Below are 18110 nucleotides of genomic sequence, written 5' to 3'. Positions count from 1 at the left end.
CCTGAGGTGAATAGACTGCATGCCGTTACCATAACTGCTCGCTAACGGGCAGGCAATTGGCGACCGTCGGCACCTAAGAGGCATTAAAAGGATAAAAGAAAGGTTCGCAGCTAAAACACGGTGAAAAACTTCGGAGATAAGAAAATATGATAGTCAATGCTCGGGGAAAATAACCAACTACAGCAAATCATCCATTTTTTAACGGGCAGCGCCGGGGGCGGACAAGCGCAAACAGAATAAAATTCTACGTTTAGTGATTTTTGTCACACAAAGCAGGAGCCGAAGCCCCCGTTTGTATCGCGACCGTTTAGCGCTGGCAGATATTGACCAGCAATTCTTCCATCCACTGATGCCCTTTATCACGGCCCGCCGCTTCATGCCATGAAAGATAGCAGGTACGGCTATTCACTTTCAGCGGCAACGGTAATATTTGCAGATCCAGCTTATCGGCAAACTCGCTGGCTAACCAGCGCGGTGCGATAGCAACCATATTGGTCTGGGAAACCACATTTAATACGCTGACCATCGCGTTACCTTGATAAGCAATACGCGATTGTTTATCCGCGGTGTCATACCACGGCTGGCTAAATGAAGCGTAGCGATCGAGCGCGACAACCGCGTGCTCCTCCTGATAAATATCATTTTCCATCATTGGGCCAGAAATACGCGGATGTTTCCGGCTCGCCACCAGCACCATTTCATCTTTAAATAAAGGCACGCAGGCAAACTCAGGGCGACGAAACTCTTCATAACCAATAACGAATTCAATTTCCTGATAACGTAATTGATGTTCCGTGTTTTGATTCAATGCCGATTTAAAGACCAAATGAATGTTGGGCGCAATCTCGCCAACTTTATTGAAAATAACCGAAGTCAATGCATTATCCAGCGGGCTGCAAACGCATAAATTAAAGACCCGCTCGCTGCTGAGCGGCTCGAAGCCCGAGCCCGGCAACTCGTTCTGCACTAATTGTAATGCCTGTCGTACAGAACCAAATAGCTGATAAGCACGCGCCGTTGGCTGGATGCCGCGCCCATAACGAACAAACAGCTCATCATTAAACATCACTTTCAGTCTTGATACGGCATTGCTGACCGCCGGCTGCGACATCCCCAGGGAATGTGCCGCACGGGTGATATTTTGTTCCTGCATTACCGCATCAAATACGGTTAACAGATTCAGGTCGACCATTCTCAGCTGAGGTTTTGCGTTTTCCACCTCTGAGTCCGGCTTATATTCAGTATTTTCTTTTAACATATTTAACTCCACTGTCACGCTAAATTCCCTTTGCCAAAGTGCAGTAATTAATTCTGAAAATATCATTTACCATGCATATGACATTTACAAAAGGGCAAAGATGAATTTTAGGAATATATTAAGGTTATGAGTGGCGACGAAAATTCTGCGGTTGAACGTACTCGCAACCCCCTAACCATATTGTTTACTTGATAAAACCAAGTGTACCCATAAATATCAAAAATAAACAATAACAGCAGCGGTTAACTATAATTTAAGCACTATTACAATATCGGTTTAAGCTGCCCTTAACATTCACATTTTATTATCATTGATAATTCCCCCTTACAAACATGGACACATTCAGCAAACAAATAAATTCAGCTATTTCATTAAGATATGATTCTGGCCAGGCGCGCTATCCTTGCGGCTCTCAGCGAAAATCAAAATTATCAAATAGTGAAAATATCTCAACATGCGCTGATGTCCTAAAAAGGATCATCGGCAAAAAAGCGCGATCGTCAGCACAATTAGCTAATTCTTCTCGCGGGTAAAAAGACCTTTTCTTCACCCAAGGGTTGACATCAAACCCCATATCCAGTAACTCTAAATGCATAACGATTTCATCTGGAGCATGACGCAATGATTCGCAGCATTCGCTTTCTCAGCCTACTACTACTAAACGCATCCATTTTGCGCGGTAGGCTGTTGGGCGACGTTCATCGTTAAGTCATCTTCCAGCAAGACTATAAAACCCGCGCCAATGCGCGGGTTTTTTTATGCTCGTAAGCAAGGCGCCAGGACACAGACCAAGGATCTAAACCATGAGCCAGCAAGTCATTATTTTCGATACGACCTTACGCGACGGTGAACAAGCGTTACAAGCCAGCCTGAGTGTGAAAGAGAAACTGCAGATTGCTATGGCCCTGGAGCGGATGGGCGTTGACGTCATGGAAGTGGGCTTCCCAGTCTCGTCTCCAGGCGACTTTGAATCTGTGCAAACCATCGCGCGCACGATCAAAAACAGCCGCGTTTGCGCCCTGGCCCGCTGCGTAGAAAAAGATATCGATGTTGCAGCAGAATCATTAAAAGTGGCGGAAGCGTTCCGTATTCACACTTTTATCGCCACCTCGCCGATGCATATCGCCACCAAGCTGCGCAGTAACCTGGATGAGGTTATTGAACGTGCCATCTATATGGTGAAGCGCGCACGCAACTACACTGACGATGTCGAGTTTTCCTGTGAAGACGCTGGCCGTACGCCGATTGCCGATCTGGCTCGCGTCGTTGAAGCCGCGATTAATGCAGGCGCAACGACCATCAATATTCCGGATACCGTCGGCTACACCATGCCGTTCGAATTCGCCAACATCATCACCGGTTTGTACGAACGCGTGCCTAACATCGACAAGGCCATTATCTCCGTCCATACCCATGACGACTTAGGCATCGCGGTCGGTAACGCCCTCGCAGCGGTCCACGCCGGCGCTCGCCAGGTCGAAGGCGCGATGAACGGTATCGGCGAACGCGCCGGCAACTGCTCGCTGGAAGAAGTGATCATGGCGATTAAAGTGCGCAAAGACATTATGAATGTGCACACCCGCATTAATCACCAGGAAATATGGCGTACCAGCCAGACCGTCAGCCAGATTTGTAATATGCCGATTCCTGCCAACAAAGCTATCGTCGGAACCGGCGCCTTTGCCCACTCTTCCGGTATTCACCAGGACGGCGTGCTGAAGAATCGCGAAAACTACGAAATCATGACGCCGGAATCTATCGGTCTGAACCAGGTGCAGCTGAACCTGACCTCACGCTCCGGCCGCGCGGCGGTGAAACACCGTATGGAAGAGATGGGCTATAAAGACACCGACTACAACATGGACCATCTGTATGACGCGTTCCTCAAGCTGGCGGATAAAAAGGGCCAGGTATTTGACTATGACCTGGAAGCGTTAGCCTTCATTAATAAACAGCAGGAAGAACCGGAGCATTTCCGCCTGGATTACTTCAGCGTGCAGTCCGGCTCCAGCGATATCGCAACCGCCTCCGTGAAGCTGGCATGCGGTGATGAAACAAAAGCTGAGGCCGCCAACGGTAACGGCCCGGTGGACGCCATTTATCAGGCCATTAACCGCATCACCGGCTATGAGATTGAGCTGGTCAAATATGATCTCAACGCCAAGGGTCAGGGTAAGGATGCGCTGGGCCAGGTGGACATCGTGGCGAACTACAACGGCCGCCGCTTCCACGGCGTGGGTCTGGCGACGGATATCGTGGAATCTTCCGCGAAAGCCATGGTTCACGTCCTGAACAATATCTGGCGCGCCGCTGAAGTCGAAAAAGAATTGCAACGCAAAGCTCAGAATAAAGAGAACAATAAGGAAACCGTGTAATGTCGAAGAATTACCATATTGCTGTTTTACCAGGTGATGGTATTGGCCCGGAAGTCATGAACCAGGCGATGAAAGTACTGGAAGCCGTTCGCCACCGTTTTGATATGCGCATTACCACCAGCCAGCACGACGTCGGCGGTGTCGCCATCGATCGTCAGGGCACTCCCCTGCCGCAGACTACCGTCGAAGGCTGCGAACAGGCCGACGCGATCCTGTTTGGCTCCGTTGGCGGACCGAAATGGGAGCATCTGCCGCCCGCGGAGCAGCCGGAGCGCGGCGCGCTGCTGCCCCTGCGTAAGCATTTCAAATTATTCAGCAACCTGCGCCCGGCTAAGCTGTACCAGGGCCTGGAAGAGTTTTGCCCGCTGCGCGCCGATATCGCCGCTAACGGCTTCGACATTTTATGCGTCCGCGAACTGACCGGCGGCATTTACTTCGGCCAGCCGAAAGGCCGTGAAGGCAGCGGCCAGCATGAGAAAGCGTTCGATACCGAGGTGTATCATCGCTTTGAGATTGAGCGTATCGCCCATATTGCGTTCGAGTCCGCCCGCAAGCGTCGCCACAAAGTGACCTCGATTGATAAAGCGAACGTGCTGCAGTCTTCTATTTTGTGGCGTGAAATCGTTAGTGAAGTCAGTAAGCAGTATCCTGACGTTGAGCTGTCGCATATGTATATCGACAACGCCACCATGCAGCTGATCAAAGATCCGTCCCAGTTTGACGTCCTGCTGTGCTCCAATCTTTTCGGCGACATCCTGTCTGACGAATGCGCCATGATTACCGGTTCAATGGGCATGCTGCCGTCCGCCAGCCTCAACGAGCAAGGCTTTGGTTTATATGAACCCGCAGGCGGCTCCGCGCCGGATATCGCCGGTAAAAACATCGCTAACCCCATCGCGCAGATCCTCTCCCTGGCGCTGCTGCTGCGCTATAGCCTGGATGCCGATAACGCGGCAACCGCGATTGAAAATGCGATCAACCGCGCATTAGAAGAAGGCGTACGCACCGGCGATTTAGCGCGCGGCGCGGCGGCGGTCAGTACCGATGAAATGGGCGATATCATTGCCCGCTATGTCGCTGAAGGGGTGTAATCATGGCGAAGACGTTATACGAAAAGTTGTTTGATGCTCACGTGGTTTATGAAGCGCAAAACGAAACCCCGCTGCTGTACATTGACCGTCATCTGGTTCACGAAGTGACCTCGCCGCAGGCGTTTGACGGTCTGCGCGCCCACAAACGCCCGGTACGTCAGCCGGGCAAAACCTTCGCCACGATGGATCACAACGTTTCAACGCAGACGAAAGACATTAACGCGTCCGGCGAAATGGCGCGTATCCAGATGCAGGAGTTAATTAAAAACTGCAAAGAGTTCGGCGTGGAACTGTACGATCTGAACCACCCTTTCCAGGGCATCGTCCACGTGATGGGGCCGGAACAGGGCGTCACCCTGCCGGGTATGACCATCGTCTGCGGCGACTCACACACGGCAACCCATGGCGCATTCGGCGCGCTGGCCTTCGGTATCGGCACCTCTGAAGTCGAGCACGTCCTGGCTACGCAAACGCTGAAGCAGGGCCGCGCTAAAACCATGAAGATCGAAGTCAAAGGTAAAGCGGCTCCGGGCATCACCGCCAAAGACATCGTTCTGGCGATCATCGGTAAAACCGGCAGCGCCGGCGGTACCGGGCACGTTGTTGAATTTTGCGGCGAAGCCATTCGCGATTTAAGCATGGAAGGCCGCATGACCCTGTGCAATATGGCTATCGAAATGGGCGCAAAAGCAGGCCTGGTGGCGCCTGACCAGACCACATTTGATTACGTGAAAGGCCGCCTGCACGCGCCGAAAGGCGAAGATTTTGCCGACGCCGTCGCTTACTGGAAAACCCTGACCACCGATGATGGCGCGACGTTTGACAGCGTTGTCACCCTGCAGGCGGAAGAGATTGCCCCGCAGGTCACCTGGGGCACCAACCCAGGCCAGGTCATCTCCGTCACCGATATCATCCCGGACCCGGCATCATTCACCGACCCGGTAGAGCGCGCGAGCGCGGAAAAAGCGCTGGCCTATATGGGCCTGAAATCTGGCGTACCGTTAACCGACGTGGCGATTGATAAAGTCTTTATCGGCTCCTGCACCAACTCGCGTATCGAAGACTTACGCGCGGCGGCCGAAATCGCTAAAGGCCGCAAAGTCGCGCCGGGCGTTCAGGCGCTGGTCGTGCCAGGCTCTGGTCCGGTAAAAGCGCAGGCCGAAGCCGAAGGCCTGGATAAAATCTTTATTGAAGCCGGCTTTGAGTGGCGTTTACCCGGCTGCTCCATGTGCCTGGCGATGAACAACGACCGCCTGAACCCGGGCGAGCGCTGCGCCTCCACCAGCAACCGTAACTTTGAAGGCCGTCAGGGCCGCGGCGGACGCACTCACCTGGTCAGCCCGGCCATGGCAGCCGCGGCGGCCGTTACCGGTCATTTCGCCGATATCCGTAGCTTGAAATAAGGAAACCATCATGGCAGAGAAATTTACCCAACATACCGGCCTGGTGGTTCCGCTGGACGCCGCGAACGTCGATACCGATGCAATCATTCCAAAGCAGTTCCTGCAGAAAGTCACGCGTACCGGTTTTGGCGCCCATCTGTTTAACGACTGGCGCTTCTTGGACGACAAAGGCGAACAGCCTAACCCGGAATTCGTGCTGAACTTCCCGGAATATAAAGGCGCCTCTATCCTGCTGGCGCGGGAAAACTTCGGCTGCGGCTCTTCGCGCGAGCACGCGCCGTGGGCGCTGACCGATTACGGTTTTAAAGTCGTCATCGCGCCGAGCTTCGCCGATATCTTCTACGGCAACAGCTTTAACAATCAGCTGCTGCCGGTCACCCTGAGCGAAGCGCAGGTCGATGAGCTGTTTAAGCTGGTCCACTCTCAGCCGGGCATTAAGTTTGAAGTCGATCTGGAAGCCGAAGTGGTTAAAGCAGGCGCTAAATCTTACAGCTTTAAAATTGACGCTTTCCGCCGCCACTGCATGCTGAACGGTCTGGACAGCATCGGCCTGACTTTGCAGCATGAAGAGGCGATCTCAGCCTATGAGAAAAAACAGCCGGCCTTTATGAATTAAGGCAGCCGCCATGTATATCTCAGCCCGGACCGCGATCCGGGCTTTTTTTCGCCGGTAAAAATGAGACCTGGCGCACATATATCAATATTCGTCGCTATAACGGGGCGACATTTTCACCGCGATAAAAATAAATCATTATCAATTGGGCATCTATTCAATCATTCCCCTACTCTTTTTGTGTCATTCCACAAGTACAAGTAAAAAATCGATTGAAATATTTAAGGTAAAAACACCAACGTGTAAATAAATTGTTAATCCCATAGAATCACGCTATAGCTCCGCGCAAAAAAAAGCATTATTTTTCTATTAAACGCCTCGTTATCTTTCCCCACAGAGAAATATTAACTTTGGACAGGCCAGAATCGCCGTAAAAGGCCATCAGGCATCCAGTGGAGAGAGCATATGAGCCACTATCCCCATCTTTTTTCCCCGTTGACCATTAACGGAATGACAATAAAAAACCGCATCATCATGCCGCCAATGGGCACTAACCTGGCGAGCCTGAACGGGGAAGTCACGCAGGAGCAGATTGACTACTATGAGCTACGCGCGCGGGGCGGCACAGGACTCATCACTATCGAGAATATTTGCATCGATTTTCCTTTCGCCTCTAACGGCACTACGCAGCTGCGTATCGATAACGATCAATATATTCCGCGCCTGTTCAAATTAACCGAAACCTTACATAAACACGGCGCCTGCGTCAGTATTCAATTAAACCACGCCGGCGCGTCGGCCTATGCGTATCGCCTGAACGGCGAAATGCCGCTGTCTTCTTCCAGCACGCCGTCCAAAAAGAACGGGAATATCCCCCGCCCGATGACGCACGATGAGATATATCATGCCGTCGATAAATTTGGTGACGCGGCGGAGCGCGTTCGCCGCGCTGGATTCGACTGCGTGGAAATTCACGCCGGCCACTCTTATTTAATTAGCCAGTTTTTATCACCGCTGTTTAATAAGCGCACCGATGAATTTGGCGGCAGCGTAGAGAATCGCGCCAGAATATTAACCCTAATCGTCGATAAGGTACGGGCCTGCGTAGGCCCGCGTTTTCCGGTCAGCCTGCGTATTAGCGCCGATGACTTTCTGAAAGGTGGAAATACGCTCGAAGACTCCTTGCAGATCCTCGAACTGTGTCAGGAAAAAGTGGATATTATCAACGTCTCCGCCGCGCAAAACGACAACCTCAATTTCCAGATTGACCAGATGTCTCTGGAAGATGGCTGGAAGCGCTATCTCTCTCGCGCGGTACGCGACAAATTCCACAAGCCCACGGTGATTGCCGGCAACATCCGTACCCCGAAAGTCGCCGAAGATATTATCGCCAGCGGCGATGCCGACCTGATTGCCATTGGCCGCGGCCTGATCGCCGAGCCGGAGTGGGTGCAAAAAGTTCAAAGCGGCAACGAACGTCTGATGCGGAAATGCATCTCCTGCAACATTGGCTGCGCGGATCACCGCATCGCCCGCTCCCGCCCTCTTCGCTGCTCGATCAACCCGGATATCATCCACGGCGACGCGTATAAGCAGCAGCGCGTGATCCGCGATACCAACGTCGTGGTCATCGGCGCGGGTACGGCGGGAATGGAAGCGGCCTGCACCGCGGCTGAAGTCGGCTGCCATACCTGGCTGCTGGAAGAGAAGCACAGCATCGGCGGACTGGCCAGCGAGATCTCCCTGCTGCCGGAGAAAAAGCGTATCGCTGATTTTCCGCAGTTTATGAAAAACCGTATCGCCTCGCTCGATAACCTGATGCTGCAGGTCGGCAGACGCGCCACCGTGGCGTCCGTTTCCGCTCTTCGCCCGGATTTAATCGTCAACGCCACCGGTTCAGTGCCCCTGCTGCCGCCCATTGAAGGACTGCGCGAGAACATCGATGTCGAAGGCGGGAACGTCTTCTCCATTACCAACATGATTCATCATCTGGACCAGTTTGCCGATGCTACAGGTAAACGCATCGCCGTCGTCGGCGCAGGCGCCGTGGGTCTGGACGTCATCGAGTACTTCTCCGCGCGCGGTGCCAGCGCCGTGCTTATCGAGATGCAGGACGCGCCGGGTCGCGATCTGGACATCATTACCAAAAACGCCATGTTGACCATGCTGGATGAACATCACGTGGAACAGCACATGCGCACGCAGCTGGTTGCCGTCACCCCGACGCATTTCACCGTTAAAAACGCGGATGGCACCTTCGACATTCCTTTCGATTACGGCTTCGTCTGCCTGGGAATGCGCGCCAACACCGCCGGTCTCACTGAGATTGAACAATGGGCCAGAGCCAATAACGTAAAAATAATGAACATCGGCGACAGCCTGATGGCCCGGCGAATCATTGATGGCGTGCGCGAAGGGCGCAACGTGCTGGACACCCTCGAAGATATGGGGGCTCTCGGCAACCGCGAATCGACAAAAATTCCATTTCTAACATATTGAGGATTTTATCATGGCAGAACGTATTACTGGACACACCGAGCTGATTGGCCTGATTGCGACTCCGATTCGCCACAGCATGTCGCCAACCATGCATAACGAAGCTTTTGCTCATCTGGGGCTGGACTACGTTTACCTGGCCTTCGAAGTCGGTAACGAAGAGCTGAAAGACGTGGTACAGGGCTTTCGCGCGTTAAAACTGCGCGGCTGTAACGTCTCCATGCCGAACAAAACGGAGATTTGCCAGTATCTGGACAAGCTCTCGCCGGCGGCAGAACTGGTTGGCGCGGTGAATACCGTGGTGAACGACAATGGCGTACTGACCGGCCACATTACCGATGGCACCGGCTATATGCGCGCGCTCAAAGAAGAGGGCATTGATATCATCGGCAAAAAAATGACCGTTCTGGGCGCTGGCGGCGCGGCAACCGCGCTCTGCGTTCAGGCCGCGCTCGATGGCGTCAAAGCGATCTCCATCTTCAACCGCAAAGATAAGTTCTTCGCCAATGCAGAACAGACCGTCGCCAAAATCCGTAACAACACCAACTGCGAGATCCACCTGTTCGATCTGGACGATCATGACAAACTGCGCGCGGAAATCGACAGCAGCGTCATTCTGACCAACGCCACCGGCGTGGGTATGAAACCGTTTGAAGGCCAGATGCTGCTGCCTGATGACAGCTTCCTGCGCCCGGATCTGATCGTGTCTGACGTGGTCTATAACCCGCGCAAAACTTATCTGCTGGAAGTGGCCGAGAAAAAAGGCTGCCGCACCATCAACGGTCTGGGGATGATGCTCTGGCAAGGCGCGCGCGCTTTTGAAATCTGGACGGGCAAAGAAATGCCGGTTGAACACGTCAAAAATATCCTGTTCTAAGGATGGGCGCGATGAAAAATCCATATGTCCCAACGGCGGCTGGGCTCTATCTTAACTACCTGATCCACGGCATGGGGGTTTTGTTAATCACCCTCAATATGGCGAATCTGCAGGAACAGTGGGGAACCGACGCTGCCGGCGTCTCCATCGTCATTTCGTCGCTCGGGATCGGTAAGCTCGCCACGATCGTCACAGGATTCCTGTCCGACCGTTTTGGCCGTAAACCTTTTATCTATCTCGGCATCGCCAGCTATCTGGTGTTTTTCCTCGGTATTTTACTGACGAAAAACATTTATATGGCCTACTTCTTCGGCATTATGGCCGGTCTGGCAAACAGCTTCCTCGATTCCGGAACCTATCCGGCGTTGATGGAGTCTTTCCCTAACTCCGCCAGCCGGGCAAATGTGCTGATCAAAGCCTTTGTCTCTGCCGGGCAGTTCCTGCTGCCGTTCATTATCGGTGCGCTGATTTGGGCGAATATGTGGTACGGATGGTCGTTTATCATCGCCGCTGTATTGATGATTATTAGCGCTATCTACCTGATAAAAATGCCTTTCCCGGACCATCGGGCGAAAAAGGAAACCGCAGAAAAATCGTCGGCCGCCGCCGCAGCCCCGCAGGCGAACGCCGGCAAGCTGGATATGGCCATCTTTACCCTGTACGGCTATATCGGTATGGCGACTTTTTATCTGGTCAGCCAGTGGTTAGCGCAGTACGGCGAGTTCGTTGCCGGCATCCCGCACGAGTCGGCCATTAAACTCCTGAGCGTCTATACTGCCGGTTCCCTGACGTGCGTGTTCGTTACCGCGGCCTTTGTCAAAGAGGTATTTAGCTCGGCCGTCGCCATGATCGTTTACACTTTCCTGTCGATGATGTCACTGCTGATCGTTTGCCTGTTCCCTACGCCAATGATAGTGACCGGCTTCGCCTTTATCATCGGCTTTGCCGCCGCCGGCGGCGTGCTGCAGATAGGCGCGACCATTATGGCCATGAGCTTCCCGAACGGAAAAGGCAAAGCCACCGGGATCTTTTATACCGCAGGAAGTCTGGCCAGCTTTACGATCCCGCTGATCACGGCAAAACTGTCGAAGATGGGTATCGCCAGCATTATGTGGTTCGATCTTCTGATCGCGATCGTCGGCTTTGTGATCGCCCTGTACATCGGTTATCGTCAGCTTCAGGTTCGCGCCGCTGCAAAAACATCCCGGGTTGCAGCAACCGCCTGATGGTCAATGACAAAAAGAATAATGGATACCAACATGACTCAAGCAGTAACAGTAAAAAACATCACCTTCCAGGAAGGGGAAACCTTAATCTGCGTACCGCTGATCGGCAAAACGCTCGCCGAGCTGCAGACTAACGCGCGCGCGCTGGCTACCGCCGGAGCCGATATTATCGAGTGGCGCGTCGATCACTTCACCCAGGTCAGAGAAACGGAGCAGGTACTACTGGCGCTGGGCGAGATTCGCCAGCTGCTGAAAGAGATCCCGCTGCTGTTCACCTTCCGCAGTAAAAAAGAGGGTGGCGAAACGGAAATCAGCGACGAAGCCTATTTTGAGCTGAATCGCCAGGCGGCCGTTAGCGGTCTGACCGACGTGATTGATATCGAGCTGTTCAACGACGAAGCGCAAATTCGCTCGCTGGTGAGCGATGCCCACGCTGCGGGCGTCAAAGTTATCATGAGCAATCACGATTTCCATAAAACGCCGGCTCAGGAAGATATCATCTACCGCCTGCGCCGCATGCAGGATCTTGGCGCTGACCTGCCGAAGATCGCGGTTATGCCGCAGTCGCCGCAGGATGTCCTGACCCTGCTCTCGGCAACCCTGACGATGAAAGAGAAGTACGCGACTCGGCCGTTAATCACCATGTCGATGGGTAAATCCGGCGGCGTGAGCCGGGTAACCGGCCGTTTGTTCGGTTCAGCAATGACCTTCGGTACCGTCGGCCAGGCTTCTGCGCCAGGGCAAATCGCCATTACCCAACTGCGTGAACTGATGGATATTCTTTCCTGATAAAACTTCGCCCGGGGGTCACCCTCCGGGCGATGTTGCTAGCGGATTTTTTGGCTGTCATTAATAATGACATCTTTAAATGACTGAATCGCCGGAGAAAGTACCCGCTCTTTCATCGTTGCCAGATAGATATAACGTGGAGGAATCGCATTTTTAATCGTCAGGATATGCACGTTGTAATACGAGAGCGCGGAAATTCGCGGCATAATCGCAATACCGTAATCAATACTGACCAGCCCCGCCATCGCCGTATCCTCATCAACGTAGCAGGCAATATCCGGCACCAGCTTTTGCTGCATAAACACGTTATCAATAAAGGGGCGTAACCCGCTATTTTCTGAAAAATAGATATAGGGATAGTGGATAGTCTCCACCAGGTCGACTTCATTTTCATAGAGCCTGGCCAGAGGGTGATCTTTTGCCGTTACCACGACCAGCTCCTGCTGAATAATAGGAATAAAGTCGATATCAGGCTCATCCGCAATATAGGAACAAATCGCCAGATCGCTTTTCCCGGCCTTCAGTTCCTGCAGAAGCGTTAACGACGTTCCCTGAGTAAAAGAAAATGTCACATTGTGACGAGATGGTGAAAGGGAATATTTATTAATTAACTGCGGAACAACATATTCGCCCATGGTGTAAATAAACGCAATGCGAATATTCTCCTTGTTCTCGTCGCTATTTTTTTGCAACGTCATGCGGCCATTCTCTAATGAGGCCAGGGCATCTTCGACGTAGGGCAGAAAGCGCTTACCATTCTGCGTAATTTTGACATTACGCCCTTTCCTGGCAAATAGCGCCACGCCAAGCTCTTTCTCCAGTTCAGATATGGCGTGGCTTAGCGAGGGTTGAGTGATAAAAAGACTGGAGGCGGCTTCAGTGTAGTGCTCGGTTTCTGCCAGCCGCTTAAAATAATAAAGTTGCTTTAGGTTCATTATTTTTGCTCGTATAATATAAGAATAAAACTCATGCCCCTAATATACCATACAGACTATCGATGATGAGCCGAAAAGGAGAAATATCGGGGTCATATCAAATATTGTTATGCCATGTCACAGAAGCCGTAACAAAGCGTGACTTATCATCGATAGCGTCAACGTCAAATAGAATATTTTTGCCTGCATAAATTCATGCAAAAATATTTTAAACTTTAAAGGAAATCACTATGAGGACGATCGATGCTCAGGAACGGCCGATTTTGCCGTCGGCCACGCAAAAGCGAACTAAAACGCGAATTGTAATTTTAATGTTACTATCGATAGGGACGATGATAAATTATCTCGATCGGACTATTTTAGGTGTTGTTGCGCCCAAGTTAACGAGCGAAATAGATATTGACCCGGCCATGATGGGGATCGTTTTTTCCGCTTTCGCCTGGACCTACGCTCTGGCGCAAATTCCCGGCGGGATGTTTCTCGATCGCTTCGGCAATAAGCTGACCTACGCGCTTTCTATTTTTTTCTGGTCAACCTTTACCTTACTGCAAAGCTTTTCTGTCGGCCTAAAATCGCTGCTGCTGCTGCGTTTAGGCTTAGGCATCAGCGAAGCCCCCTGTTTCCCGGTTAATAGCCGTGTCGTCAGTAAATGGTTTCCGCAGCATGAACGCGCCCGGGCAACGGCGACTTACACCGTCGGTGAATATATTGGCCTGGCCGCATTCTCTCCGCTCCTTTTTTTAATTCTGGAGCATCATGGCTGGAGAACGCTATTTTTCCTGACCGGTGGATTGGGTATTGCATTTACTTTTGTATGGTGGAAATTTTATCACGAGCCACATGAATCAAAAACGGCAAATAAAGAAGAGCTGGAGTATATCGGCGTAGAAAATACGACATCCGTCAATGAAAACATCCCTTTCAACTGGCATGATGCGAAACGTCTGCTGTGCTGCCGGCAAATCATCGGCGCCAGCCTTGGTCAATTTGCCGGTAACACCACGCTGGTTTTCTTCCTGACATGGTTCCCGACTTATCTGGCTAACGAACGCCACCTCCCCTGGCTTCACGTGGGTTTCTTCGCCTCCTGGCCGTTCCTGGCCGCGGCTATTGGTATCTTTTTCGGCGGTTGGGTATCCGATAAAATAATAAAGAAAACCAACTCAGTAAATATTAGCAGAAAGCTGCCAATTATTTCCGGACTGCTACTGTCGAGCTGCATCATCATTGCTAACTGGGTCGATAGCAACACCGCAGTCATTATTATTATGTCGATTGCATTTTTTGGTCAGGGTATGGTTGGCCTCGGCTGGACGCTTATTTCTGACATTGCCCCTAAGAATATGGGTGGATTGACCGGCGGCATCTTCAACTTCTGTGCTAATATGGCATCAATTATTACCCCATTAATTATTGGGGTTATCATATCCATGACCGGTAATTTTTTCTACGCGCTGATTTATATCGGTTTAACCGCGCTGGTTGGCGTTATCGCGTATGTTTTTATTATCGGCGATATTAAAAGGATCGTGTTGAAATAACCTGTCCAGCCCCTGTCCCGGCATCCTGCCGGGACAGGGGGAGCGATTCAGATATCTTTCACCCTGCTGGTCATAAACAGCGTCACCAGCGAAATTGCGGCAATCGTCCAGTAGACGCTGGCGTGACCATAGCTTTGCGACAGCGCGCCCTGAATCACCCCCGCCAGAATCACCCCGGTGGAAATACTGTTGGTAAACAGCGTCGTCGCGGCGCCCGCCCGTCCGGGCATCAGATCCTGAAACCACAGCATGCCAATCCCGGCAACAATCCCGATAAATACGGCATTAAACAGCTGTAGCACCAGCAGCGCCACGCGGTCGTGGAACAGAATCAGACCGATATAAAACAGCACGCCCGCCGCAACCGCTGTTACCATCATCTTGCGTTTGCCCCAGCGCTTAACGTAGTAGCCCGCCAGGATCATCGCCGGGATCTCCAGCCCGGCAGCGGTGCCCATCAAAATCCCCGCGAGGCTGTCCGGCAGGCCAAGATCGCTGCTGATCCACAGAGGCATATCAATGATATACATGGTATTGCAGGTCCACATCAGCGTGGAGGCGATGAACAGCATCCGCACGTTTTTATCGTGCCATCCTCCGGCCTGCACCAGCACGTCAGCGCCTTCAGAAGGCTGCTCAACGCGGGCGACCGAGGGCAGTTTGACGGCGATCAGCGCCAGGCTTATCACAAAGATCCCGGCGGCAATCGAAAACATGGTGGTGAAGCCATAATTCAGCGCCAGCATAAAAGCCAGCGGTGGACCAATAACCCACGCCAGCGAAAGCTGCGCACGCATTATCGAACTGAACATCACCACTTCGCGCGCCGAGCTATCGGCATATTCCCGCGCCAGGGCAAAAAGCTGCGGCATCGCGGCATTCGCCACCGAGGCCAGCATAACCCCGCAGGTAATCAGCGTCAGATAGTGGCGATTAAAAGCGAACAGCAGCGCGTTTCCCACCGCCATCAGGCAGCAAAACATAATCAGCCGCCGGCGATCGCCCCGGCTGTCGGAGCGTTTAGCCAGCGCCAGGCTGACCAGAATGCCGGCAATGGCGTTAACCGTATAGAACAGTCCTACCCAGAACGGCTGCGCGCCCACTTCGCGGCTGAGGAATAAGCTGAGCGTCGGCGCCTGCAGCGCGCCGGCGATCCCCATCATGAAAGCGACAAGCATAAAAGCGGCGTAAACGCCGTTTAGACGACGCCCCATCGTCATTAACCACAGCATGAAATATCCTTAAGCACGCGAAGAAAACGAAAAAAGCCAGCAGAAGTATTCTGCTGGCGGGTGATTCTATACTCTATGGATTTCGAGTTGCGGGCAGGCGGCCAGAACGTAAGTCCCTGGAAACATAGATAACTATGTGGCCTGGGCGAGCGGGCGCAGCCAACGCACCTGCAGCTTGAAAGACGACGAGTATAACACCAATACTCAGTCACACATGATGTCTGCAAGTCAATGATCCGAGGTCTGCGACGTAACTCCCCACTGCATCAGTTCGCCGAGCATTTTCTGCTGTCTTCCTGCCATCAGGCGGGCCAGCCAGGACGCATCCTGCGACGCAGAAAAGTAGCGTTGGTAGAACTGTTTCATGGTTGACCCCATCATATTCACCTCCTCGCTTCATCGACGTTGATTATTGACTTAATATAGGAAGTAATAAATTGCTGAGTTTTTATCAGGAGTTCCCCTTTTATGTCTTCCGGTCGTTTACAACAGCAGTTCATCCGCCTGTGGCAGTGCTGCGATGGCAAGTCGCAGGAGACCACGCTGAATGCGCTGGCAGAGATGCTAAGCTGCTCGCGCCGCCATATGCGTACCCTGCTCAACATGATGGAAGCGCGCGGCTGGCTGACCTGGGAGGCGGAGGCCGGGCGCGGCAAGCGCTCCCGCCTCTCTTTTCTCTATACCGGTCTCGCCCTGCAGCAGCAGAGGGCGGAAGATCTGCTGGATCAGGACAGAATCGATCAGCTGGTGCAGCTGGTTGGCGATAAAGCCGCCGTCCGGCAAATGCTGGTTTCCCATTTAGGCCGCAGCTTTCGTCAGGGCCGGCATATCCTGCGCGTGCTCTACTATCGGCCGATGAAAAATCTGCTGCCCGGCAGCGCGCTGCGCCGCTCGGAAACGCATATTGCCCGGCAGATTTTTAGCGCCCTGACGCGGGTAAATGAGGAAAATGGGGAACTGGAGGCCGATATTGCTCACCATTGGCAGCAGATCGCCCCCACCCACTGGCGCTTTTTTCTGCGTCCGGGGATTCATTTTCATCATGGACGAGAGCTGGAGATGGAAGATGTCATTACCTCTCTGCAGCGCAGCAACGCCCTGCCGCTGTTCTCTCATATTGAGCGCATCGACTCTCCCACCGCATGGACCCTCGACATTCATCTCCGCCAGCCCGACCGCTGGCTGCCGTGGTTGTTAAGCCAGGTCCCGGCCATGATCCTCCCGCATGAGTGGCGAACGATGGAGAATTTCTCCAGTATCCCCGTGGGGACCGGGCCCTACTCGGTTGTGCGTAATAACCAGAATCAGCTCAAAATTCACGCCTTCGATGACTATTTCGGCTACCGGGCGCTGATCGATGAAGTGAACGTCTGGGTCCTGCCGGAAATCAGCGAAGAACCCAACGGCGGGTTGACGTTACAGGGCACCACGCAAAGCGAAAAAGCGGTGGAAAGCCGCCTGGAAGAGGGGTGTTATTACCTGCTGTTCGACGCCCGCAGCCCGCTGGGCGGTAACAGCGCGGTACGCCAGTGGCTAAGCTATGTGTTCCAGCCCGCTAACCTGCTCTATCACGCGGGCGAGCACTATCAAGGCAACTGGTTCCCGGCGTATGGCCTGCTGCCCCGCTGGCATCATGCGCGCAGCCACGCCTGCGAGAAGCCTGCCGGCCTTGAGACGGTCAGGCTGACCTACTACCAGGATCACGTCGAGCATCGCGTGATGGGCGGGATCATGGCAACGCTGCTGGCCGAGCATCAGGTTAAGCTGGAGATCCAGGAGCTGGAGTATCAGGAGTGGCACCGCGGGGAGGTGGTCAGCGACGTTTGGCTCAACAGCGCCAACTTTATGCTGCCGATCGATTTCTCCCTGTTTGCCTGGCTGTATGAAGTTCCGCTGATTCGCAAATGTATCCCCATCGACTGGGAACAGGACGCCGCTCGCTGGCGCGCGGGCGAGCTGAACCCGGCCACCTGGAGTCAGCAGCTGTTGGCCAATCAAACCGTGGTGCCGCTGATCCACCACTGGCTGATGATCCAGGGGCAGCGCAGCATGCGCGGCGTACGCATGAACACGCTCGGCTGGTTTGACTTTAAGTCCGCGTGGTTCGCACCGCCGGAGCCGTAATGCTTTCCGTTGGCAAACAAAATCATTACACTAACTGCCGTTCTCAACGGGGTGCTAATAAACATACGCAATCTCATTCAAGTTGCCTCAACGCGCGGTTAGCGCAGAAGCAACCCGAAGACAAAGCGTATGGGCTGAGAAAATACCCGTCGAACCTGATCCGGATAACGCCGGCGAAGGGATTTGAGGCCCTCTCAAAATCCTTTGCCA

The 18110-nt window shown here is 53.0% G+C and carries 14 protein-coding genes and 1 riboswitch; of the genes, 10 read left to right on the top strand and 4 right to left on the bottom strand.

The window, feature by feature from the left end:
* Positions 1 to 307: 307 nt before the first annotated feature.
* A complete protein-coding gene (gene leuO, locus ABLV30_RS02545; protein ID WP_086073947.1) occupies positions 308 to 1276 on the bottom strand; it encodes a transcriptional regulator LeuO in 969 nt (322 codons plus the stop codon).
* A 785-nt stretch (positions 1277 to 2061) separates the two neighbouring features.
* On the opposite strand from leuO, the gene leuA reads away from it, so the two are divergent.
* From leuA to aroD, 8 genes are all read left to right on the top strand, one after another.
* Positions 2062 to 3633 carry a 2-isopropylmalate synthase gene (gene leuA, locus ABLV30_RS02540; RefSeq protein WP_004098567.1) on the top strand — a complete coding sequence of 524 codons (1572 nt, stop codon included), beginning with the start codon at positions 2062 to 2064 and terminating at the stop codon, positions 3631 to 3633.
* Positions 3633 to 4724 carry a 3-isopropylmalate dehydrogenase gene (gene leuB, locus ABLV30_RS02535; RefSeq protein WP_004098566.1) on the top strand — a complete coding sequence of 364 codons (1092 nt, stop codon included), beginning with the start codon at positions 3633 to 3635 and terminating at the stop codon, positions 4722 to 4724. The genes leuA and leuB overlap by 1 nt, the downstream gene beginning before the upstream one ends.
* Before the next feature lie 2 nt (positions 4725 to 4726).
* Complete coding sequence (leuC, locus tag ABLV30_RS02530; RefSeq protein WP_046877804.1) at positions 4727 to 6127, top strand: 3-isopropylmalate dehydratase large subunit; 1401 nt, start codon at positions 4727 to 4729, stop codon at positions 6125 to 6127.
* Between the two features lie 10 nt (positions 6128 to 6137).
* Positions 6138 to 6743, top strand: a complete 606-nt coding sequence (leuD, locus tag ABLV30_RS02525; protein WP_032694425.1) for a 3-isopropylmalate dehydratase small subunit — start codon at positions 6138 to 6140, stop codon at positions 6741 to 6743.
* 402 nt (positions 6744 to 7145) lie between these two features.
* Positions 7146 to 9179 (top strand): FAD-dependent oxidoreductase, encoded by a 2034-nt coding sequence (locus ABLV30_RS02520; RefSeq protein WP_064377744.1) that lies wholly within the window; start codon positions 7146 to 7148, stop codon positions 9177 to 9179.
* 10 nt (positions 9180 to 9189) lie between these two features.
* Positions 9190 to 10053, top strand: a complete 864-nt coding sequence (locus ABLV30_RS02515; RefSeq protein ID WP_004108154.1) for a shikimate dehydrogenase — start codon at positions 9190 to 9192, stop codon at positions 10051 to 10053.
* A gap of 11 nt (positions 10054 to 10064) precedes the next feature.
* Positions 10065 to 11279, top strand: coding sequence for an MFS transporter (locus ABLV30_RS02510; protein ID WP_265801388.1), 1215 nt, complete (start codon positions 10065 to 10067; stop codon positions 11277 to 11279).
* Between the two features lie 33 nt (positions 11280 to 11312).
* Complete coding sequence (gene aroD, locus ABLV30_RS02505) at positions 11313 to 12068, top strand: type I 3-dehydroquinate dehydratase (protein WP_014837399.1); 756 nt, start codon at positions 11313 to 11315, stop codon at positions 12066 to 12068.
* Between the two features lie 38 nt (positions 12069 to 12106).
* On the opposite strand, the gene ABLV30_RS02500 is transcribed toward aroD, so the two are convergent.
* Entirely contained in the window at positions 12107 to 13003 is an 897-nt protein-coding gene (locus ABLV30_RS02500) for a LysR family transcriptional regulator (protein WP_014227908.1), read from the bottom strand.
* 230 nt (positions 13004 to 13233) lie between these two features.
* On the opposite strand from ABLV30_RS02500, the gene ABLV30_RS02495 reads away from it, so the two are divergent.
* Positions 13234 to 14544: an MFS transporter gene (locus tag ABLV30_RS02495; RefSeq protein WP_025106482.1), complete on the top strand. Its 1311-nt coding sequence runs from the start codon at positions 13234 to 13236 to the stop codon at positions 14542 to 14544.
* A gap of 47 nt (positions 14545 to 14591) precedes the next feature.
* Here the strand turns inward: ABLV30_RS02495 and ABLV30_RS02490 are convergent, their stop codons facing one another.
* A complete protein-coding gene (locus ABLV30_RS02490) occupies positions 14592 to 15776 on the bottom strand; it encodes a sugar efflux transporter (RefSeq protein ID WP_009654594.1) in 1185 nt (394 codons plus the stop codon).
* Positions 15777 to 16004: 228 nt separating this feature from the next.
* Positions 16005 to 16157: a glucose uptake inhibitor SgrT gene (gene sgrT, locus ABLV30_RS02485; protein WP_265801384.1), complete on the bottom strand. Its 153-nt coding sequence runs from the start codon at positions 16155 to 16157 to the stop codon at positions 16005 to 16007.
* A gap of 87 nt (positions 16158 to 16244) precedes the next feature.
* Between sgrT and sgrR the strand changes: the two genes are divergently transcribed.
* Positions 16245 to 17900, top strand: coding sequence for an HTH-type transcriptional regulator SgrR (sgrR, locus tag ABLV30_RS02480; RefSeq protein ID WP_265801382.1), 1656 nt, complete (start codon positions 16245 to 16247; stop codon positions 17898 to 17900).
* Positions 17901 to 17937: 37 nt separating this feature from the next.
* Positions 17938 to 18100, top strand: a riboswitch (TPP riboswitch).
* Positions 18101 to 18110: the final 10 nt, after the last annotated feature.

The sequence above is a fragment of the Klebsiella sp. CN_Kp113 genome, assembly GCF_040064585.1.
Classification (GTDB): Bacteria; Pseudomonadota; Gammaproteobacteria; order Enterobacterales; family Enterobacteriaceae; genus Klebsiella; species Klebsiella michiganensis.
This window is presented reverse-complemented; position numbering and strand designations above follow the sequence as displayed.

Excerpts from the sequence above, each read along its gene's own strand:
- leuA (WP_004098567.1), top strand. The coding sequence starts at position 2,062 with ATGAGCCAGCAAGTCATTATTTTCGATACGACCTTACGCGACGGTGAA.
- leuB (WP_004098566.1), top strand. The coding sequence starts at position 3,633 with ATGTCGAAGAATTACCATATTGCTGTTTTACCAGGTGATGGTATTGGC.
- leuC (WP_046877804.1), top strand. The coding sequence starts at position 4,727 with ATGGCGAAGACGTTATACGAAAAGTTGTTTGATGCTCACGTGGTTTAT.
- leuD (WP_032694425.1), top strand. The coding sequence starts at position 6,138 with ATGGCAGAGAAATTTACCCAACATACCGGCCTGGTGGTTCCGCTGGAC.
- ABLV30_RS02520 (WP_064377744.1), top strand. The coding sequence starts at position 7,146 with ATGAGCCACTATCCCCATCTTTTTTCCCCGTTGACCATTAACGGAATG.
- ABLV30_RS02515 (WP_004108154.1), top strand. The coding sequence starts at position 9,190 with ATGGCAGAACGTATTACTGGACACACCGAGCTGATTGGCCTGATTGCG.
- ABLV30_RS02510 (WP_265801388.1), top strand. The coding sequence starts at position 10,065 with ATGAAAAATCCATATGTCCCAACGGCGGCTGGGCTCTATCTTAACTAC.
- aroD (WP_014837399.1), top strand. The coding sequence starts at position 11,313 with ATGACTCAAGCAGTAACAGTAAAAAACATCACCTTCCAGGAAGGGGAA.
- ABLV30_RS02500 (WP_014227908.1), bottom strand. The coding sequence starts at position 13,003 with ATGAACCTAAAGCAACTTTATTATTTTAAGCGGCTGGCAGAAACCGAG.
- ABLV30_RS02495 (WP_025106482.1), top strand. The coding sequence starts at position 13,234 with ATGAGGACGATCGATGCTCAGGAACGGCCGATTTTGCCGTCGGCCACG.
- ABLV30_RS02490 (WP_009654594.1), bottom strand. The coding sequence starts at position 15,776 with ATGCTGTGGTTAATGACGATGGGGCGTCGTCTAAACGGCGTTTACGCC.
- sgrT (WP_265801384.1), bottom strand. The coding sequence starts at position 16,157 with ATGATGGGGTCAACCATGAAACAGTTCTACCAACGCTACTTTTCTGCG.
- sgrR (WP_265801382.1), top strand. The coding sequence starts at position 16,245 with ATGTCTTCCGGTCGTTTACAACAGCAGTTCATCCGCCTGTGGCAGTGC.